Source organism: Streptomyces sp. NPDC051569, assembly GCF_044454085.1.
Classification (GTDB): domain Bacteria; phylum Actinomycetota; class Actinomycetes; order Streptomycetales; family Streptomycetaceae; genus Streptomyces.
Map to the genome: position 1 here is coordinate 365,874 of NZ_JBITDJ010000004.1, position 16,978 is coordinate 382,851.

Genomic DNA, 16,978 nt, shown 5'->3' on the forward strand with positions numbered 1-16,978 from the left:
GTGCCGGGCGTCGCGGGGCAGGCGGGGCTTCCCCAACACGGCCTGACCGGGGCTCCCACCGGAAGGGCCGCCCGCTCCCGTGGCGCCGTTCGGGTGAGCTGTCCCGGTCCGGCCGCGCCGGGGGGCGGAGTGCGGCAGGATGCGGGCGCATGGATGCCGTACGCGTCGCGCTGCTGCGTGAAGTCCTCGCCGGGACCGGGTGGCCGGCCTCGGCCCGGCGGTTCGCCGGGGTGTTGCGGTCCTCCGTCCTGCCGCAGGGCGGCGGGCTGCTGCTGGTGGGGACCGAGGAGTACGAGCCGTGGCATCTGGCCGCGCATCTTGTGGACGAGGCCGCCTGGTCCGGCCAGCCGGAGCTCAATCCCACGCTCGTACGGCACCAGGTGCGTGCCGGGGATCCGGCACATCTGGCCGTCGGCCTCGGGCGGCTGGCGGCGGCCGGCAGGGGGGAGACACTGCTCCTGGTGGCGCCCGAGCGGCCGGACGGCGGGCTGCTGGAACGGGTGCGTGACGCGCGGCGGGCCGGAGCGACGGTGCTGGCGCTGGACGGCGGGGACGCGGACGTACGCGGGCTGGCGCACGACGCGCTGACGGTGGGCGCGTCCGAGACGGCGGGGGGCGTGGATCTGGACACCGTGCAGCATCTGGTGAGCGCGGCGGCCGGGGAGAACAGCCTGCCGGCCCAGCGGGGGCGGCGGCGCTTCCGGGACCGGCTGTCCCGGCTGGCCGACCAGCTGACCGCGCCGCCGCCCGGGCGCTGGTGACGGCGCCGCCGCCCGGCCGCCGGTGACCGCGCCACCGCCCGGCCGCCGGTGACCGCGCCACCGCCCGGCCGCCGGTGACGGCCATCGGGTAATCGGTTTGCCCGTACGGGCCACCGGCCCGCACCATGGCTCCTCGTGACTGGACAGCTCGCCGCGATACTGCCGGACCTCTCCCCCCTCCGTTCGTCCCGGGATTTCCGGCTGCTCTGGGTGCAGGGGCTGGTGACGAACTTCGGCAGCTTCATGGCGATGATCGCGCTGCCGCTCCAGATCAAGGACCTGACCGGCTCCCCCTTCGCCGTCGGCGCCATGGGCGCGGTCGAGCTGCTGCCGCTCGTCGTCTTCGGGCTGTACGGCGGGGCGCTCGCCGACGCCGTCGACCGGCGCAAGGTCATCCTGCTCACCGAGGCGGGACTGGGCCTGCTGGCCGCGCTCCTGCTGGTCAACGCGCTGCTGCCGGAGCCGCTGCTCTGGCCGCTCTACGTGGTGGCGGCCGGGGTCTCCGCACTGGCGGGCCTCCAGCGCCCGGCGCTGGACTCGCTCCTGGCGCGGATCGTCCCGCACGACCAGCTCACAGCTGCCGCGGCACTCAACGCCGTGCGCTGGCAGCTCGGCGCGATCGCCGGGCCCGCGCTGGCCGGTCTGATCGTCACGTACGCCGGTCACGCGACGGCCTACGGGGTGACGATCATGGGCTTCGCGGTCTCCGTCCTGCTCTGTCTGCGCCTCTCGCCGGCGCCGGCCGCGCACGACGCGGTGAAACCGTCACTGCGGGGCATCGCGGAGGGCGCGCGCTACGCGTGGAGCAGGCCGGTGCTGCTGGGGACGTACGCGATCGACCTGGCGGCGATGTTCTTCGCGTACCCGAACACGATCTTCCCGTTCCTCGCCGACGAGCTGCACGCGGAGTGGGCGCTCGGCCTGATGTACGCGGCGGGGTCGATCGGCTCGGTGGTACTCAGCCTGACCAGCGGCTGGACCTCCCGGGTGCGGCGGCACGGGCTGTTCGTGGTGTTCGGCGCGGCGGCGTGGGGGCTGGCGGTCACGGCGGCGGGGTGGTTCTCCCACATCTGGGTGGTGCTGCTCTGTCTGGCGATCGCGGGCGCGGGCGACATGCTCAGCGGCCTGGGCCGCTCGACCATCTGGAACCAGACCATCCCGGAGGAGCTGCGCGGCCGGCTCGCGGGCATCGAGGTGCTCTCGTACAGCGTCGGCCCCCAGCTCGGGCAGGTCCGCGCGGGCTCGATGGCGGGCTGGACGGGCACCCGCCCCGCGATCTGGGGCGGCGGCCTGGCCTGCCTGGCCTCGGTGGGCCTGCTGGCGGCGGCCCTGCCGAAGCTGGTGACATACGACGCGGCCACGGACGAGGACGCGCTGCGCCGCCGCGCCCAGAAGGAGGCGGCGACGGCGGCGACAGCGGCGGTGTCCGCGTAAGGGTGACCCCGTGACCCCGGGGCGGCGGTCAGCGGTCGGTGGGCAGCGGGCCCGCCGGGGTCAGGACCCGGGCCGTCCGGGGTCAGGACCCGGGCCCGCCGGGGTCAGAACCCGGGCCCGCCGGGGTCAGAAACCCCTCAGGCGGGGCCGTCCCCGCTCCCGTCCCCGGACTTCGACGGGTCGTGCCAGCGCGGGTCGTTCTCCCACTCCAAGTTGCGTTCGCGCGCCGTCTCCATCGCGTGCTGCGCCTCTTCGCGGCTCCCGTACGGACCGAAGCGGTCCTTGTTCGGGCACTCCGGGCCTTCCTCGACCTTCTTGTGCTCCAGGCAGTAGTACCACTCGCCGGGCTTACCGACCGTGCGCTTCTTGAACAGGGCCATCTTCGGCTCCTTCCTCTGTCGCCATGCTGCCCCACGGGCGCTCGTTAGACTCGCTGGCATGTCTGGCCAGTCACCGCTCGTACCAGGGGACCTCTCCCCCGTCCGTTCCGTTCCCGGAAACATCCGGCGCCCCGAATATGTCGGGAAGCCCGCTCCTACCCCGTACACGGGGCCGGAAGTGCAGACCGCAGAAACTGTCGAGCTGATGCGGATCGCGGGCCGTATCGCCGCGCAGGCGATGGAGGAGGCAGCGAAGCACATCGCCCCCGGTGTGACCACGGATGAGCTGGACCGGGTCGCGCACGAGTTCATGTGTGACCACGGGGCCTATCCGTCGACCCTCGGCTACCGGGGTTTCCCCAAGTCGCTCTGCACGTCCGTCAATGAAGTGATCTGTCACGGCATCCCCGACTCCACCGTCCTGCGGGACGGGGACATCGTGAATCTGGACGTCACCGCGTACATCAACGGGGTGCACGGCGACAACAACGCCACCTATCTCTGCGGCGACGTGGCCGAGGAGTCACGCCTCCTCGTGGAGCGGACGCGCGAGGCGCTGAACCGCGCCATCAAGGCGGTCAGGCCCGGCCGCCAGATCAACGTGATCGGGCGGGTCATCGAGTCGTACGCGAAGCGGTTCGGGTACGGCGTCGTCAGGGACTTCACCGGACACGGGATCAACACGTCCTTCCACTCCGGGCTGATCGTGCCGCACTACGACAGCCCGCACGCCACCACCGTCATCCAGCCGGGCATGACCTTCACGATCGAGCCGATGCTGACGCTCGGTACGTACGAGCACGACATGTGGGACGACGGCTGGACCGTGGTGACCAAGGACCGCAAGCGGACGGCGCAGTTCGAACACACCCTGGTGGTGACGGGGACGGGCACCGAGATCCTCACGCTGCCGTAACCGAGTCCTGACGTTGCGGGCGGGGCCGGACGGGGTAGCGTTTTTACCGACAGGACGTCGGGAACCAGTTGACTTAGGTAAGCCTAAGCAGGGAAGATCGCAGGTGACGGCAGTGTGCGCTGCCACCGTCGACTTTTTCCCGCTCCCGTTCTCTCGGTCTTCGGAGGCCCGCCTTGGACGCAACCACCACTGCCACCCCGTTCTCCACGCTCATCCGGGTGGCCTCGCAGCAGCAGCACACCGAGGCGGAGACCTCGACGTTCATGAGTGACCTGATGGGCGCCCGGCTCGGGGTCGACGCGTACACCCGCTACACCGAGCAGCTCTGGTTCGTGTACCGCGCGCTGGAGGGCGCCGCCGGGGCGCTGCGGACGGACCCGGTCGCCGGGCCGTTCATACAGGACGAGCTGCTGCGCCTCCCGGCGCTGGAGCGCGACCTCGCGCACCTGCGGGGCGCCGACTGGCGTACGGGCCTGGAGCCGCTGCCCGCGACGGCCGCGTACGCCGCCCGGGTCGAGGAGTGCGCCCGCACCTGGACCGGCGGGTACGTGGCGCACCACTACACCCGCTACCTCGGCGACCTCTCGGGCGGCCAGATCATCCGCGACAAGGCGGAGAAGACCTGGGGCTTCGACCGCAAGGGCGACGGCGTGCGCTTCTACGTGTTCGAGGAGATCTCCAACCCGGCGGCGTTCAAGCGCGGTTACCGCGAGCTGCTGGACCAGGTGGCCGCGGACGACCTGGAGAAGCAGCGGATCATCGACGAGTGCAAGCGGGCGTTCGACTTCAACGGGGCGGTCTTCCGCGAGCTCGGCGCGCAGTTCCCGCTGAGCGCGTAGCACCTCCCCGGACGGACACCGCCCCCGTCGGGCGGTACCCGTCAGGGCGCCGCCTCCGTCAGGCGGTGCTGAGCAGGCGGACCCGTCCGCCGATCTCGATCGACCCGTCAGGGCCGGGGGCCGTGAGTATCTGCGACCCCCGGCCCTGCGTGATGTTCAGGGCGCGGCCCAGCCGCGCCGTGAGCAGCAGGGCCGCCGCACCGGTCGCCTCGTCCTCGACGATGCCGTCGTCCCGGCGCGGAAAGGCCCGGGCCCTGACCCGGCCCCCCGCCTCGTCCAGCCACGCCCAGGCGTAGAGCCAGCCCTCCCCGGGCGGCGGCGCGGGCAGCGCGTCGACCTCGGCGGCGGAGGCGTACTGCCGGATCGTCCGTGGCGGCGCCCACTCGGGGCGGGCGGTGATCCAGGTGAACTCGCCGTCCTGCCGCGCCCACACCTCGCCGGCGGGCGGATTCACCGCCTCCAGATCCAGCAGCCACGCGGCGCCGACGAGCGGATGCCCGGCGAACGGCAACCGCAGCCCCGGCGTATAGATGTCGACCACACCCCGCTCGGGATCGTCGACGAACACCGTCTCGCTGTAGCCGAGTTCGGCCGCGATGGCCTGCCGCCCGGCCCGGTCGGGATGGTCACGCCCCTCGCGGACAACGCCGAGCGTGTTGCCGTGCAGGCCGTCGCCCCCGCAGAAGACACTGAGTACGTCGATGCCAGTCATCCCGGCATTCAACATCACGTCCCGGCCGGCCGGGTACGCGCCAGGGCCGCACCACCGTTTCCGGGGTGCGGCCCTGGCGTGCGCCGAGGGGACCGCGGCGCGGGAGGAGCGGCGTGGTTACGCCGTCTCCTCCAGACCCGAGTCCAGGCCCGAGTCCAGGCCCGCGGCACGGCGCCTGGCGACGTAGACCGCCGCCGCACCGGCCGCCACGATCACACCGGCGGCGCCCAGGAGCGCGCCCGTCGGGACCTCGGAGCCGGTGGAGGCGAGGGAGCCGCCACCGGTGCCACCGGTCGTACCGCCGACGCTGCCACCGGTGCCGCCCGTGGCGCCGGAGCCGCCGTCCGTGCCGCCGTCGGTGCCGTCGCCGCCGTCGCCCGGCAGGGTCGCGTCCTTGTCGAGCGAGACCGCGAGGGTCAGCTTGTCGAGACCGGTGCCCGCGGCGTACATACCGCCGAACGCCTTGGTGCCGTCGGCGGTCAGGCTGGCGGCGACCGCGTCGAGGCTCACCACACCGTCCTTGGCCTCCAGTTCACCGGCCGGCAGCTTCAGCGTGGCCAGGGTGAGGTCCTTGTAGGTGGTGACCTTGTGGGTCTCCCGGTCCTTGCTGCTGACATCGGCGACGAGAGTGCCCTTGCCGTCCTCCACCGTGACCTGGAGGTCGCTCAGGCTGAGGTCCAGGACGTACTCGCCCTGCTCCTCGTGGCCCAGGAAGCGGACCGTACCGGCGAAGGACGCCGAGAGGTCACCGCTGTCCGCGTCGAAGGAACCGGTGGCGTCGGGGAAGCGGTAGGAGGCGCCGGACTCCTCGGCGCCGCCACCCAGTTCGACCTTGCCCTGGGCGATCGGACCGGTGACGTACGTCCGGAAGGACTCCTTGACGCCCCAGTTCAGATTGCCGTCGACGATCGTGCCGTCGCTCTCGGCCGGCGGCTCCTCGGACTCCGGAGCGCTCTCCGACGGGGTCGGGGCGGGCTGCGTCGGCGGCTGGGTGGTCGGCTCGTCCGTGGGAGTGGTCTCGGTCGGCGTGGGCGTCGGGGTGGGCGCCTCCTCCGTGGGCGTCGGGGTCGGGGTCGGCGTGCTGGGCGTCGAGTACTTGACGGCGAGCGTCGCCTTGTCGAGCTCCGTGCCCTCCGCGTACATGCCGTTGAACGCCTTCGCGCCGTCGGCGGTCAGCGTGGTCGGGACGTCCTTGAAGACCATCGTGCCGCCGGCGGTCTCCGGGCGGATGCCCGCCAGGTCGATCGACGCGAGCTTGATGTCGTCCTGGGTGGCGCCGTTGAGGGTGACGTCCGCCTCGATGGCGCCGCCGGTGCCCTCGGTCACGAACTTCACATCGCTGACCTTGATGTCGAAGCCGTGCGCGGTGGAGGAGAACCGCACGGCGCCGTCGAAGTCCGTGGTCACGTTGTGCGTGCTCGGGTCGTACGAACCGGTGCCGTTGGAGAAGGTGAACGCGCCGTTGCCGGCGGCCTGGGTGGCACCGTCCGTGGCGGAGATGGTGCCCGCCGCGGCGAGGGCCACATAGCGGCGGAAGGACTCCTTGAGGCCCCAGTTCAGGGTGCCGTCCGACAGGTCCATCACCGGGGCGGCGGCGGGCGCGGCGGCGAGCGCCGGGAGGGTGAAGGCGGTGGCGCCGAGGGCGGCGACGGTCGTGATGGCCGCGGCGAGGGCTATGGGGCGGCGGGTGGCTGCCATGGGTCGGGTTCTCCTCGAAGGCGTGGTGACTACGTGTGAGAGGGGGCACGGACGGAGCCGTGCGGGTGATGCGGGTGGTGCCTGTACGGCGTGGTGTGTGCGGCGTGTGGTGTGCGCCACGTGTGGTGTGCGCGGCGCCGGCGGGTCCGTGACGCGGGGCGTCAGTTCGCGCCGGTGCCGGGGGTGCCGCGCCGGTTCCTGCGGACGGCGAGGAAGCCGAGTCCCGCGACGACCAGCACACCGGCGCCGATCGCCCCGTACGTCCCCGCGCCGGCGGACGAGGAGGGCGGCGCGGTGGCCGCCGTCCCGGTCTCCGGGCTCGCGGTGACGGCCGGGGTCTCCGGCTGGGCGGCGACGGTCACGTCACTGCCCAGGTCGGGCAGGGCGGGCAGTTCGGCCTTCTTGTCGACGGTCACGGCGAGCGAGACGGGGTCCATCACGGTGCCCGCCGCGTACAGCGAGCCGAATGCCTTCGCGCCCTGCGCGGTCAGCCTCGCGGGGGCCTCGGTGATCGAGGCGAGTCCGGCCTTCGGCTTGAATCCCCGGGCCGTGAAGGTGACCAGCGGGACGGCCTTGCGGGGAGCACCGGTGGTGGTGGCGTCGGCGACATCGGCGGACAGGGTGCCCGTGCCGTCCTCGACCCGGACGGAGACCTTGCTCAGCGTCAGGTCCAGTCCGGTGCCGGTGAAGCGGACGCTGCCCGCGAAGTCCGCGTCGAGCGTCGCCTTCCCGGCGTCGTACGTGCCCTTCCCGCGCGGGAAGCGGAACAGCGCGCCGCCGTCCTCGGCACCGCCGCTCAGTGTCCAGGTGCCCTGGGCGATGGAGCCGGTGACGTACTCGCGGTAGGTACGACGGATGCCCCAGTCCACGGCGGCGTCCTGGAAGGCCCCGGCGGTCTGCTTCTTCCCGCCCTCGGTCTCCTGCCCGCCGCTCCCGGCCTTCCCGCCCGCGTCCTGGCCTCCGCTCGCGCCCTGGCTGCCGCCGCCGGGCTTCCCGGCAGGCTTCTGTTCGGCCGCGACATCCACGGAGAGGCTGATCGGGTCGAGCGCCGTACCCGCCGTGTAGTACCCGGCGAAGGCGGTCGCGCCCTGGGAAGTGAGGGTGGCCGGGACGGAGTTGAGGGCGACGCGGTTGCCGCCGCCCACCATGTTGATTCCGGAGAGATTGAGCGCGGCCAGCGGCACCTGGTACGTGGTGGTGACCCTGCCCGACTCCTTCTCCTTGCTGACCATGTCCGCGTAGAGGGTGCCACCGCCGCCGGAGACGCGCACCGTGGGACGGCTGATGGTGAGGTCGAGCTCGTACGAGCCGTCGCTCTTCCGGTGGCCGACGAACCGGACGCCGCCCGAGAAACCGGCCCGGAAGGCTCCGGTGCCCGAGTCGTAGGAACCGGCGGCCGAGTGGAAGCGGAACTGGCTCCCGCCGACCGTGGCGGCGCCTCCGTTCAGGCTCCAACCGCCTTGCGCGATCGGCCCGGTGACGTAGCTCTGGAAGGACGACTTGATGCCCCAGTCGAGCCTGCCGCCCTGGACCGTACGGCTCGCCGCCTGTGCGCCGCCCGCCGGGAGCAGAGCCACCGGCAGAGCGACGAGGAGCGCGACGACGAACGCGCGCACGGGTCTGAAGGACAGCATCAAGCCACTCCACGTCTGAAATACGTCAATACGTCAATACGTCTGAGAAACGTCGACAAGACGTCCGAAAACATCCTGGACATGCCGGGGGAAACCGAGTTCGAACGGCGCAACCCCGACTGACGAGGTAAGGCTAACCTAAGCTATCTTCTGCTTGTGCGGGAACCCCTTCCGCCGGCGACAGCTAGAACGACAGGACGGTGCACTCCGTGCGCAGATCACGTCTGGCGGGTGCGCTTCTCTCCGTGCTCGCCCTCGCCCTGGTCACCACCGGCTGCGGTGACAGCGGTACGAGTGGTTCGGCCCCGAAGGCCGCGCCCCACGCGGGTGCCGCTTCGGCCGACCGCGTCGAGCCCCTGTCGACCCCGGCCCGGCCGGAGTTGCCCGTCACGGTCGTCTCGGCAGACGGCAAGCGGGTCACGGTCTCTTCGGCCGACCGGATCGTGCCGCTCACCGGCTCCCTGAGCGAGATCGTCTTCACCCTCGGTCTCGGCGACCGCGTCGTGGCCCGGGACATCACCGCCACCTTCGAACAGGCCGCGAAGCTGCCGGTGGTGACGCGGGCCCACGACGTCTCGGCCGAGAGCGTGCTGTCGCTCAAACCGACGCTCGTCATCGCCGACACCACCACCGGCCCGGTGGAGGCCATCGGACAGATCCGGGACGCGGGCGTCCCGCTGCTCGTCGTCGAACCGGCGAAGAGCCTCGCCGACGTCGGGAGGCGGATCGACACCGTGGCCGCCGCCCTGGGCCTGCCGGCCTCCGGCAGTGAGCTGAAGAAGCGTACGGAGGAGCGGATCGCCGCCGTACAGAAGGACATTCCCACCCCCGAGGGCGGGAAGAAGCCGCGCGTCGCCTTCCTCTACGTGCGCGGCTCGGCCGCCGTCTATCTGCTCGGTGGCGCCGACTCCGGGGCGAGTTCGCTGCTGGAGGCCGCCGGGGCCGTCGACGCGGGCAAGGAGTCCGGGCTGCGGAAGGACTTCACCCCGATCACGAGTGAGGCGCTGGCGAAGGCCGCGCCCGACGCGATCCTGGTGATGACGAAGGGCCTGGCGTCGGTGGACGGGATGGACGGCCTGGTGAAGATCCCGGGCGTCGCCGAGACCCCGGCCGGAATGGACCGCAGGGTCATCTCCGTCGACGACGGAGTGCTGCTGAACTACGGACCACGCACGGACCAGGTGCTGAAGTCGATCGTCGAACAGCTTTACGCGAACGGGAAGTGACGTGACGACGACCTCCGCCGCGCCCGCACCACCGGTTCCGGCCCGCGCCCCGGAAACGAGTCGGCTCCCCGGCACCACCGCCCTGCTGACCGTCGGACTGGCGGCCGCACTGCTCGTCCTGTGCCTGCTCTCCGCCGGGATCGGCGCCTACCACATCCCCCTCGGGGATGTCCTCGCCTCCCTCCAGCACCGGATCGGGCTCGGCGGCGCCGCGCTCGACCGCGTCGGGGAGAGCGTCCTGTGGAACGTCCGGCTGCCCCGCGTCGTCCTCGCCCTCCTCGTCGGCGCGTCACTCGGCTGCGCGGGCGCGCTGATGCAGGGCGTGTTCGGCAATCCGCTCGCCGAGCCCGGCGTCATCGGGATCTCGTCGGGCGCGGCGGTCGGCGCGGTCGCCTCGATCGCGCTGGGCCTGAGCTTCTTCGGCAACTGGACGGTGACGGTCTGCGCGTTCGTCGCCGGACTCGGGACCGTCCTGCTGGTGTACGTGCTGTCCCGGTCGGGCGGCCGTACGGAAGTGGTCACCCTCATCCTCACCGGCATCGCGGTGAACGCCTTCGCGGGGGCGCTGATCGGGCTCTTCATCTTCTTCGCGGACAACGCGCAGATCACCCAGATCACATTTTGGCAGCTCGGTTCGCTGGCGCAGGCGACCTGGCCGAAGGTCCTCGCCGTACTGCCGTGCGCGCTGGCCGGACTGGCGGTCGCGCCCTTCTCCGCGCGGAAGCTGGACCTCCTCGCCCTCGGCGAACGCCCGGCCCGGCACCTCGGGGTGGACGTCGAGCGGCTCCGTATCGCGCTGGTGCTGGTCGTCGCCCTGCTCACCGCCGCGGCGGTCGCCGTGGCCGGGATCATCACCTTCGTGGGCCTGCTGGTGCCGCACCTGCTGCGGATGGCGGCCGGGCCCGGCCACCGCTTCCTGATCCCGGGCAGCGCACTCGGCGGCGCGGTGATCCTGGTGGCGGGCGACCTGGCGGCCCGCACGGTCGCGGCCCCGGCGGAACTCCCGCTGGGCGTCCTCACCGCCCTCTTCGGCAGCCCCTTCTTCTTCTGGCTGCTGCGCAGAACCCGTCGCAAGCAGGGAGGCTGGGCATGAGCCTGAGAAGTCTGTTCGCACCGCGCGGGCGCGTGCTGCCCGCCCCCGCCGCCCCGGGCACCCCCGTCGCCGAGGTCCGCGGGCTCCATCTGCGGCTCGGACAACACGAGGTGCTGGCCGGGATCGAACTCACCGCGCGCGCCGGGGAGGTGCTCGCGCTCGTCGGGCCCAACGGCGCCGGGAAGTCGACCCTCCTCGCCGCGCTCGCCGCCGATCTGCGTCCCGACCGGGGCGAGGTACGGATCGGTGGGCGCCCGGCCCCGGAGTGGTCGGCGCCCGAACTCGCCCTGCGCCGCTCGGTACTTCCGCAGGCGGCCACGCTGTCCTTCCCCTTCCCGGTCGCGGAGGTCGTCCGGATGGGCCGGGCGCCCTGGGCCGGGACCGAGCGGGCGGACGAGGACGAGGTGGCGGTCGCCGAGGCGATGGCCGCCACCGAGGTCGCCGAGTTCGCCGCGCGCCCCTTCTCCGCGCTGTCCGGCGGGGAACGGGCCCGGGTCGCGCTCGCCCGGGTGCTCGCGCAGCGCGCTCCGCTGCTGCTGCTCGACGAGCCGACGGCCGCACTCGACCTGCGCCATCAGGAACTGGTCCTGCGGATCTGCCGGGAGCGGGCGGCGGCCGGTGACGCCGTCGTGGTCGTGCTGCACGACCTGGGGCTGGCCGCGGCATACGCGGACCGGACCGCCGTGCTGCATGACGGGCGGATCGCGGCCGTGGGTCCGCCCGCCGGGATCTTCCGCGACGAACTGCTGAGCCGGGTCTACCGACAGCCCGTCGAGGTGTTCCCGCATCCGGGGACGGGGGCCCCGCTGGTGGTCCCGAAGCGGACTTTTTGACCATTGCTTTAAGCATTCTTGGGATGATCTTGAAACGGGCGTGACCTGCTCGTATCCGGCCGGAAGAGTGAGAGCTGAATCACCGCAGGAGGGGGAACAGCTAAGGCAAGGCTCGGTTAAGTTAGGTCCGCCTCACTTCTGTGTCGCTCGCCTGTCCCCGCACGTCCCCCGACGTATTCCTTCCATCGTGGAGCCCCGTATGCGACCTGTCCGCCTCTCCGTCGTCGCCGCCACCGCCGCGGTGGCCGCCCTGACCGTGGTCACGGGCTGCGCCGAGAAGAGCGACGCCAAGGGCGGCTCCGGCGCCGACGGCGTCGTCGGGGTCATCGCGAAGGACGACTCCTGCGAGGTGTCCAAGAAGGAGTTCCCGGCCGGCCACGTCGAGCTGGCCATCGAGAACAAGGGCTCCAAGGTCACCGAGGTCTACATCCTCTTCCCGGACGACCGGATCGTCAGCGAGCGCGAGAACATCGGCCCCGGCACCAAGGCCAAGGTCACCGCCGAAGTCAAGGCCGGTACGTACGAGATCGCCTGCAAGCCCGGCATGACGGGCGACGGCATCCGCCAGAAGGTCACCGTCACCGGCGGTTCGACCGTCAAGCGCAGCCCCGAGATGGATGCCGCCGTCGCCTCGTACCGCAAGTACGTCCAGGAGCAGGCCGACGCGACGCTGCCGAAGGTCAAGGTCTTCACCGACGCCGTGCGCGCCGGTGACATCGAGGCCGCCAAGAAGGCGTACGCCACCTCCCGTATCGGCTGGGAGCGCACCGAGCCGGTCGCCGAGTCCTTCGGAGACATCGACCCGAAGGTCGACGTGCGGGCCGACGGCCTGGAGGACGGTCAGAAGTGGACCGGCTGGCACCGGCTGGAGAAGGAACTCTGGGAGGACAAGAAGCTCGGCCCGGACGCCACCGCGCTCGCCGACGCCCTCGACAAGGACCTCACCGACTGGCAGACCCGTGTCGGCAAGGCCGAGATCACCCCGACCTCCATGGCCAACGGCGCCAAGGAACTGCTGGACGAGGTCGCCTCCGGCAAGGTCACCGGTGAGGAAGAGCGCTACAGCCACACCGACCTCGTCGACTTCAAGGCGAACGTGGAAGGCGCCCAGCAGTCGTACGAGCTGCTCAAGCCGGTCGCGTCGAAGAACGACCCGGCGCTGGTGACCGAGCTGGACAAGCAGTTCGCCGCGCTCAACACGCTGCTCGACAAGTACCGCACGGCGGCGGACTCGTACGACTTCACCTCGTACGAGAAGGTCGGCGAGGCGGAGCGCAAGGAGCTCTCGGACGGTGTGAACGCGCTGGCCGAGCCGCTCTCCAAGCTCGCCGCCGCCGTCGTCAAGTAAGGAACCCTCGGCATGCCGGACGAAACAGCGGAGCCCACACCCACGGCGGCGGGCGGCGACCAGCCGGCGTCCCGCGCGCCCTCCCGGCGTGCGCTGCTCGGCTGGGGCGGTGCCGGGATCGCACTCGGCGCCGCCGCGGCCGGGGGTGCGGCGGCGGCCCTGCGGGATGGTGACACGGTCGTACCCGCGGCCGACACGGGTGCGGCGGTCGCGTTCCACGGCGCGCACCAGGCCGGTATCGCCACCGCCGTCCAGGACCGGCTGCACTTCGCCGCGTTCGACGTGACGACGAAGGACCGCGCGGAACTGGCCCAGCTGCTCAAGGACTGGACGCGGGCCGCCGAACGGATGACGGCGGGCCACGCGGTCGGTGAGGGCGCGTACGGCGGTCTCCCCGAGGCCCCGCCGGACGACACGGGCGAGGCGCTGGGTCTCCAGCCGTCCCGGCTCACCCTGACGATCGGATTCGGCCCGTCGCTCTTCGCGAAGGACCGCTTCGGCCTGGAGGGGCAGCGCCCGGAGGCGCTCGTCGACCTGCCGAAGTTCCCCGGCGACAATCTCGACCCGGCGCGCGGCGGCGGCGATCTGTGCGTCCAGGCGTGTGCGGACGATCCGCAGATCGCGGTGCACGCGATCCGCAATCTCGCGCGGATCGGGTTCGGGAAGGTCGCGGTGCGCTGGTCGCAGCTCGGCTTCGGCAAGACGTCGTCGACGACGCCCGACGCCCAGACCCCGCGCAATCTCTTCGGCTTCAAGGACGGCACCAGCAACATCGCCGGCACGGACACCGCCGCGCTCGACCGGCACGTCTGGGCGGCGGCGAAGGACGGCAGCGCCTGGATGGCGGGCGGCTCCTATCTGGTGGCCCGCCGGATCTCCATGCGGATCGAGGTCTGGGACCGTACGTCCCTGCGGGAGCAGGAGGACGTCTTCGGGCGGGACAAGGGCGAGGGCGCGGCCGTCGGCAAGGCGCACGAGCACGACCGGCCCAGCCTGAAGGCGATGCTGCCGACCTCGCATGTGCGCCTCGCGCACCCGGACTCCCACCACGGCGCCATGATGCTGCGCCGGGGCTACTCCTTCACGGACGGTACGGACGGCCTGGGCCGCCTCGACGCCGGGCTGTTCTTCCTCGCGTACCAGCGCGACGTGCGGGACGCGTTCATCCCCGTACAGCGGTCACTCGCGCGTTCCGACGCGCTCAACCAGTACATCCAGCACGTGGGTTCAGCGGTCTTCGCGGTCCCGCCGGGCGTCCGGGACACGGACGACTGGTGGGGCCGGGCCCTGATCTCCTGAGTCAGATAAAGGAGTTCCGACGTGTTCGGCAACTATCTCATCGGTCTGCGCGAGGGCCTTGAGGCCAGCCTCGTGGTCTGCATCCTCATCGCCTATCTGGTGAAGACGGGCCGGCGCGACGCGCTGCGGCCCATCTGGATCGGTATCGGGATCGCGATCGCCGTCGCGCTCGGTTTCGGCTTCGCGCTCGAATTCGGCTCGCAGGAGCTGACGTTCGAGGCGCAGGAGGCGCTCGGCGGTTCGCTGTCGGTCCTCGCGGTCGGCCTGGTCACCTGGATGGTCTTCTGGATGCGGCGCACGGCGCGGCATCTGAAGAAGGAGCTGGGCGCCAAGCTGGACGCGGCGCTCCAGCTCGGCACGGGCGCGCTGGTCGCGACGGCGTTCCTGGCGGTGGGCCGGGAGGGCCTGGAGACGGCGCTGTTCGTCTGGGCGTCGGTGCGTGCCTCCTCGGACGGCACCCCGGGACCGCTGGTCGGCGTGCTGCTCGGTATCGCCAGCGCGGTGGTGCTGGGCTGGCTCTTCTACCGGGGCGCGCTGAAGATCAATCTGGCCAAGTTCTTCACCTGGACCGGCGGGATGCTGGTGGTCGTCGCGGCGGGCGTGCTCGCGTACGGCGTCCACGACCTGCAGGAGGCACGCTTCCTCGGCGGGCTGTCCAGCCAGGCCTTCGACATCAGCTCGGCGATTCCGCCGTCCAGCTGGTACGGCACGCTGCTGAAGGGCGTCTTCAACTTCCAGCCCGACCCGACGGTGCTTCAAGTCGTCGTGTGGTGCCTGTATCTGGTCCCGACGCTCGCTCTGTTCCTGGCCCCGGTAGGGTTCGGACGGTCAGTGGGGGTCAAGGAGCAGAAGGCGGCCGATGAGCAGGCTGGGAAGGCCGATTCGGGCAGCGGCGGGACTCGCGACGGTGACGGTGCTGTCGTTGACGGCGAGCGCGTGCGTGACAGTGCACGGGGAACTGGCGGTCCTGCCGTCGGCGGAGCGGAGTGAGGCCGCGCAGGCCCTGAAGGACTTCACCGACGCCTACAACAAGGCGGACAAGGCGTACGACCCGGCGCTCGACGCGGGGCGGGTGACGGGCGCGCTCAGTGCGATCAACCAGGCGGGCCTGAAGGCGCGGCACATCACGAGCCCGGACGGCAATCCCGGGCACCAGCCGCTGCGGCTGACCGACGCGACGTTCACGATCCCGAAGAAGGCCGGCTGGCCGAGGTGGTTCGTCGCGGACACCGACAGCAACCGCGACGTGGACAGCGGCCCCGGCGACAACCACTGGCTGCTCGTCTTCGTGCGCGGCGGGCCCGACCGGCAGTGGGAGGTCGCGTATCTGTCGATCCTCTCCCCGGACGAGATCCCCGTCTTCAAGACGGACAAGGACGGCTGGGCCGAGGCGGTACGGCCGGACAGCACGACGCTGTCGGTGGCGCCGGAGAAGCTGAGCGCGGAATACGCCTCGTACCTGGACAGCGGCCGGCCGGGGCACTTCGCGGACGGCCCCCACACGGACGCGTGGCGGGCCGACCGCGACAAGAAGGCGCGACTGCCCGGGCAGGCCACGCAGTACGTCGACCAGCCGCTGGGCGACGGCGACTTCGAGCCGCTCGGGCTGACGACCGAGGACGGCGACGCGCTGGTCTTCTTCGCCACCCGCTACTTCGAACGCCAGACAGGCGCGCCGGGCTACCGCCCGGCGGTGAACGACGATGTGGCCGCGCTGATGAAGGGCGAGGTGAAGACCTCGCTCACCAAGGAATGGGTCTCCAGCCAGACCGTCCTGGTCCCCCGCAAGGGCGCGGCCAGCCCCCTCGTGGTGGTGTCGGGCCGCCTCCAGGGGGTCACGGGGGCGAAAGGCTCGTAGGACCACCGGCCCGCGCTGCCCAGGTCCGCACGCAGCCCGGTCCGCACACACCCCAGGTCCGCCCCCGCCCGGGGCAGCGGGCCGGGCGGCGGTCCGTACAGGGCCTAGCGGCCGAGGGGCCAGGCCACCGCGTGCGGATCCAGTTCGCCGTTCTCGCCCGCGTAACGCGCGCACGCGTCGGTGAGGATCTCCAGCAGCGTCAGCGGGTCCGGGAGCGGGTGCTCCGGGCCGCGCAGCCAGGTCACGGCGAGGTCGCCGGGCAGTCGCGCCGGCGGTACGAGGACATAACTGCCCCGGCAGTGCCAGCGCAGGCCCGGGTGCTCGTCCATGGTCTCGGGGTGGCAGTCCAGCTCACAGGGCCACCACTCGTCCTCGTCCTCCGGGGTGCCCCGGGTCGCGGTGAAGAAGAGCATCCGGTCGCCACCCGAGTCGGCCACCGGGCCTACCTCGACGCCCTCGTCCAGCAGGCGCTCCAGCGCGCGGCTGCCCGCTTCGAGCGGGACGTCCAGCACGTCGTGGATCATGCCGGTCGCGGTGATGAAATTGGCCTCGGGCTGATTGCGGGCCCACCGCTCGACCTGGGCGCGGTCCGTCGTGGACTGGGTCTGCCAGGCGAAGGAGATGGGGTGTCGGGCCGGGGTGGGACAGCCGATCCGGTCACAGGAGCACCGGTAGCCGACCGGGTGCGCGGCGGGCGCGATGGGCATACCGGCCTCGGCGACGGCGACGAGCAGCGCCTCCCGGCCGGCCGCGTCACCTTCCAGCGCCGAACCACCGGCACTTTTCCTGGGACGCCTGCGCAGCCACTGGGGAATCCTGCTCTCCGTGCCGCGGTAGCGGCCGAAATCGTCGCCCATCTATCCCCTCACACTTCACGCTCGCCCCTGCGGACTCTTTTCCATGGTCGCACCATCCTGCTCCTCAGGTGGCCGTCCTCCCCAACCGGG

At 71.9% G+C, this 16,978-nt stretch carries 16 protein-coding genes; 11 read left to right on the forward strand and 5 right to left on the reverse strand.

Going from position 1 to position 16,978, the window contains the following annotated elements; all coding sequences use genetic code 11:
* Nucleotides 1–149 precede the first annotated feature (149 nt).
* Together ACIBAE_RS09815 and ACIBAE_RS09820 are read left to right on the forward strand one after the other, a co-directional pair.
* The gene (locus ACIBAE_RS09815; RefSeq protein ID WP_399283536.1) at nucleotides 150–761 is read left to right on the forward strand and encodes a hypothetical protein; all 612 of its coding nucleotides are present in this window, start codon (nucleotides 150–152) and stop codon (nucleotides 759–761) included.
* Between the two features lie 135 nt (nucleotides 762–896).
* A complete protein-coding gene (locus ACIBAE_RS09820; RefSeq protein WP_399283539.1) occupies nucleotides 897–2,195 on the forward strand; it encodes an MFS transporter in 1,299 nt (432 codons plus the stop codon).
* A gap of 137 nt (nucleotides 2,196–2,332) precedes the next feature.
* Here the strand turns inward: ACIBAE_RS09820 and ACIBAE_RS09825 are convergent, their stop codons facing one another.
* Nucleotides 2,333–2,575, reverse strand: coding sequence for a hypothetical protein (locus tag ACIBAE_RS09825; RefSeq protein WP_399283541.1), 243 nt, complete (start codon nucleotides 2,573–2,575; stop codon nucleotides 2,333–2,335).
* A gap of 58 nt (nucleotides 2,576–2,633) precedes the next feature.
* Here ACIBAE_RS09825 and map point away from each other — a divergent pair, with 58 nt between their 5' ends.
* Together map and ACIBAE_RS09835 are read left to right on the forward strand one after the other, a co-directional pair.
* Nucleotides 2,634–3,491 carry a type I methionyl aminopeptidase gene (gene map / locus ACIBAE_RS09830; RefSeq protein WP_399283543.1) on the forward strand — a complete coding sequence of 286 codons (858 nt, stop codon included), beginning with the start codon at nucleotides 2,634–2,636 and terminating at the stop codon, nucleotides 3,489–3,491.
* Nucleotides 3,492–3,664: 173 nt separating this feature from the next.
* Nucleotides 3,665–4,330 (forward strand): heme oxygenase (biliverdin-producing), encoded by a 666-nt coding sequence (locus ACIBAE_RS09835; protein WP_399283545.1) that lies wholly within the window; start codon nucleotides 3,665–3,667, stop codon nucleotides 4,328–4,330.
* Between the two features lie 58 nt (nucleotides 4,331–4,388).
* Here the strand turns inward: ACIBAE_RS09835 and ACIBAE_RS09840 are convergent, their stop codons facing one another.
* From ACIBAE_RS09840 to ACIBAE_RS09850, 3 genes are all read right to left on the reverse strand, one after another.
* Nucleotides 4,389–5,042, reverse strand: coding sequence for a PhzF family phenazine biosynthesis protein (locus ACIBAE_RS09840; RefSeq protein ID WP_399283547.1), 654 nt, complete (start codon nucleotides 5,040–5,042; stop codon nucleotides 4,389–4,391).
* A 117-nt stretch (nucleotides 5,043–5,159) separates the two neighbouring features.
* Entirely contained in the window at nucleotides 5,160–6,740 is a 1,581-nt protein-coding gene (locus ACIBAE_RS09845) for an HtaA domain-containing protein (protein ID WP_399283549.1), read from the reverse strand.
* Nucleotides 6,741–6,901: 161 nt separating this feature from the next.
* The gene (locus ACIBAE_RS09850) at nucleotides 6,902–8,374 is read right to left on the reverse strand and encodes an HtaA domain-containing protein (protein WP_399283551.1); all 1,473 of its coding nucleotides are present in this window, start codon (nucleotides 8,372–8,374) and stop codon (nucleotides 6,902–6,904) included.
* A 209-nt stretch (nucleotides 8,375–8,583) separates the two neighbouring features.
* Here ACIBAE_RS09850 and ACIBAE_RS09855 point away from each other — a divergent pair, with 209 nt between their 5' ends.
* From ACIBAE_RS09855 to ACIBAE_RS09885, 7 genes are all read left to right on the forward strand, one after another.
* Complete coding sequence (locus ACIBAE_RS09855; RefSeq protein ID WP_399283553.1) at nucleotides 8,584–9,600, forward strand: hemin ABC transporter substrate-binding protein; 1,017 nt, start codon at nucleotides 8,584–8,586, stop codon at nucleotides 9,598–9,600.
* Between the two features lies 1 nt (nucleotide 9,601).
* On the forward strand, nucleotides 9,602–10,693 hold the full coding sequence (locus ACIBAE_RS09860) for a FecCD family ABC transporter permease (RefSeq protein WP_399283555.1): 1,092 nt from the start codon (nucleotides 9,602–9,604) through the stop codon (nucleotides 10,691–10,693).
* The gene (locus tag ACIBAE_RS09865; protein WP_399283557.1) at nucleotides 10,690–11,526 is read left to right on the forward strand and encodes a heme ABC transporter ATP-binding protein; all 837 of its coding nucleotides are present in this window, start codon (nucleotides 10,690–10,692) and stop codon (nucleotides 11,524–11,526) included. The genes ACIBAE_RS09860 and ACIBAE_RS09865 overlap by 4 nt, the downstream gene beginning before the upstream one ends.
* Before the next feature lie 199 nt (nucleotides 11,527–11,725).
* On the forward strand, nucleotides 11,726–12,874 hold the full coding sequence (gene efeO / locus ACIBAE_RS09870) for an iron uptake system protein EfeO (protein ID WP_399283559.1): 1,149 nt from the start codon (nucleotides 11,726–11,728) through the stop codon (nucleotides 12,872–12,874).
* Between the two features lie 12 nt (nucleotides 12,875–12,886).
* Entirely contained in the window at nucleotides 12,887–14,173 is a 1,287-nt protein-coding gene (efeB, locus tag ACIBAE_RS09875; protein ID WP_399283561.1) for an iron uptake transporter deferrochelatase/peroxidase subunit, read from the forward strand.
* A 21-nt stretch (nucleotides 14,174–14,194) separates the two neighbouring features.
* Complete coding sequence (gene efeU, locus ACIBAE_RS09880) at nucleotides 14,195–15,163, forward strand: iron uptake transporter permease EfeU (RefSeq protein ID WP_399283563.1); 969 nt, start codon at nucleotides 14,195–14,197, stop codon at nucleotides 15,161–15,163.
* Nucleotides 15,114–16,031 carry a hypothetical protein gene (locus ACIBAE_RS09885; protein WP_399283565.1) on the forward strand — a complete coding sequence of 306 codons (918 nt, stop codon included), beginning with the start codon at nucleotides 15,114–15,116 and terminating at the stop codon, nucleotides 16,029–16,031. The genes efeU and ACIBAE_RS09885 overlap by 50 nt, the downstream gene beginning before the upstream one ends.
* 104 nt (nucleotides 16,032–16,135) lie before the next feature.
* Here the strand turns inward: ACIBAE_RS09885 and ACIBAE_RS09890 are convergent, their stop codons facing one another.
* Nucleotides 16,136–16,888, reverse strand: a complete 753-nt coding sequence (locus ACIBAE_RS09890; RefSeq protein ID WP_399283567.1) for a bifunctional DNA primase/polymerase — start codon at nucleotides 16,886–16,888, stop codon at nucleotides 16,136–16,138.
* Between the last annotated feature and the right edge of the window lie 90 nt (nucleotides 16,889–16,978).

Coding starts and splice junctions, on each gene's coding strand:
- ACIBAE_RS09850 (WP_399283551.1), bottom strand. CDS start 8,374: ATGCTGTCCTTCAGACCCGTGCGCGCGTTCGTCGTCGCGCTCCTCGTC.
- efeO (WP_399283559.1), top strand. CDS start 11,726: ATGCGACCTGTCCGCCTCTCCGTCGTCGCCGCCACCGCCGCGGTGGCC.
- map (WP_399283543.1), top strand. CDS start 2,634: ATGTCTGGCCAGTCACCGCTCGTACCAGGGGACCTCTCCCCCGTCCGT.
- ACIBAE_RS09845 (WP_399283549.1), bottom strand. CDS start 6,740: ATGGCAGCCACCCGCCGCCCCATAGCCCTCGCCGCGGCCATCACGACC.
- ACIBAE_RS09865 (WP_399283557.1), top strand. CDS start 10,690: ATGAGCCTGAGAAGTCTGTTCGCACCGCGCGGGCGCGTGCTGCCCGCC.
- ACIBAE_RS09815 (WP_399283536.1), top strand. CDS start 150: ATGGATGCCGTACGCGTCGCGCTGCTGCGTGAAGTCCTCGCCGGGACC.
- ACIBAE_RS09840 (WP_399283547.1), bottom strand. CDS start 5,042: ATGACTGGCATCGACGTACTCAGTGTCTTCTGCGGGGGCGACGGCCTG.
- ACIBAE_RS09890 (WP_399283567.1), bottom strand. CDS start 16,888: ATGGGCGACGATTTCGGCCGCTACCGCGGCACGGAGAGCAGGATTCCC.
- ACIBAE_RS09825 (WP_399283541.1), bottom strand. CDS start 2,575: ATGGCCCTGTTCAAGAAGCGCACGGTCGGTAAGCCCGGCGAGTGGTAC.
- efeB (WP_399283561.1), top strand. CDS start 12,887: ATGCCGGACGAAACAGCGGAGCCCACACCCACGGCGGCGGGCGGCGAC.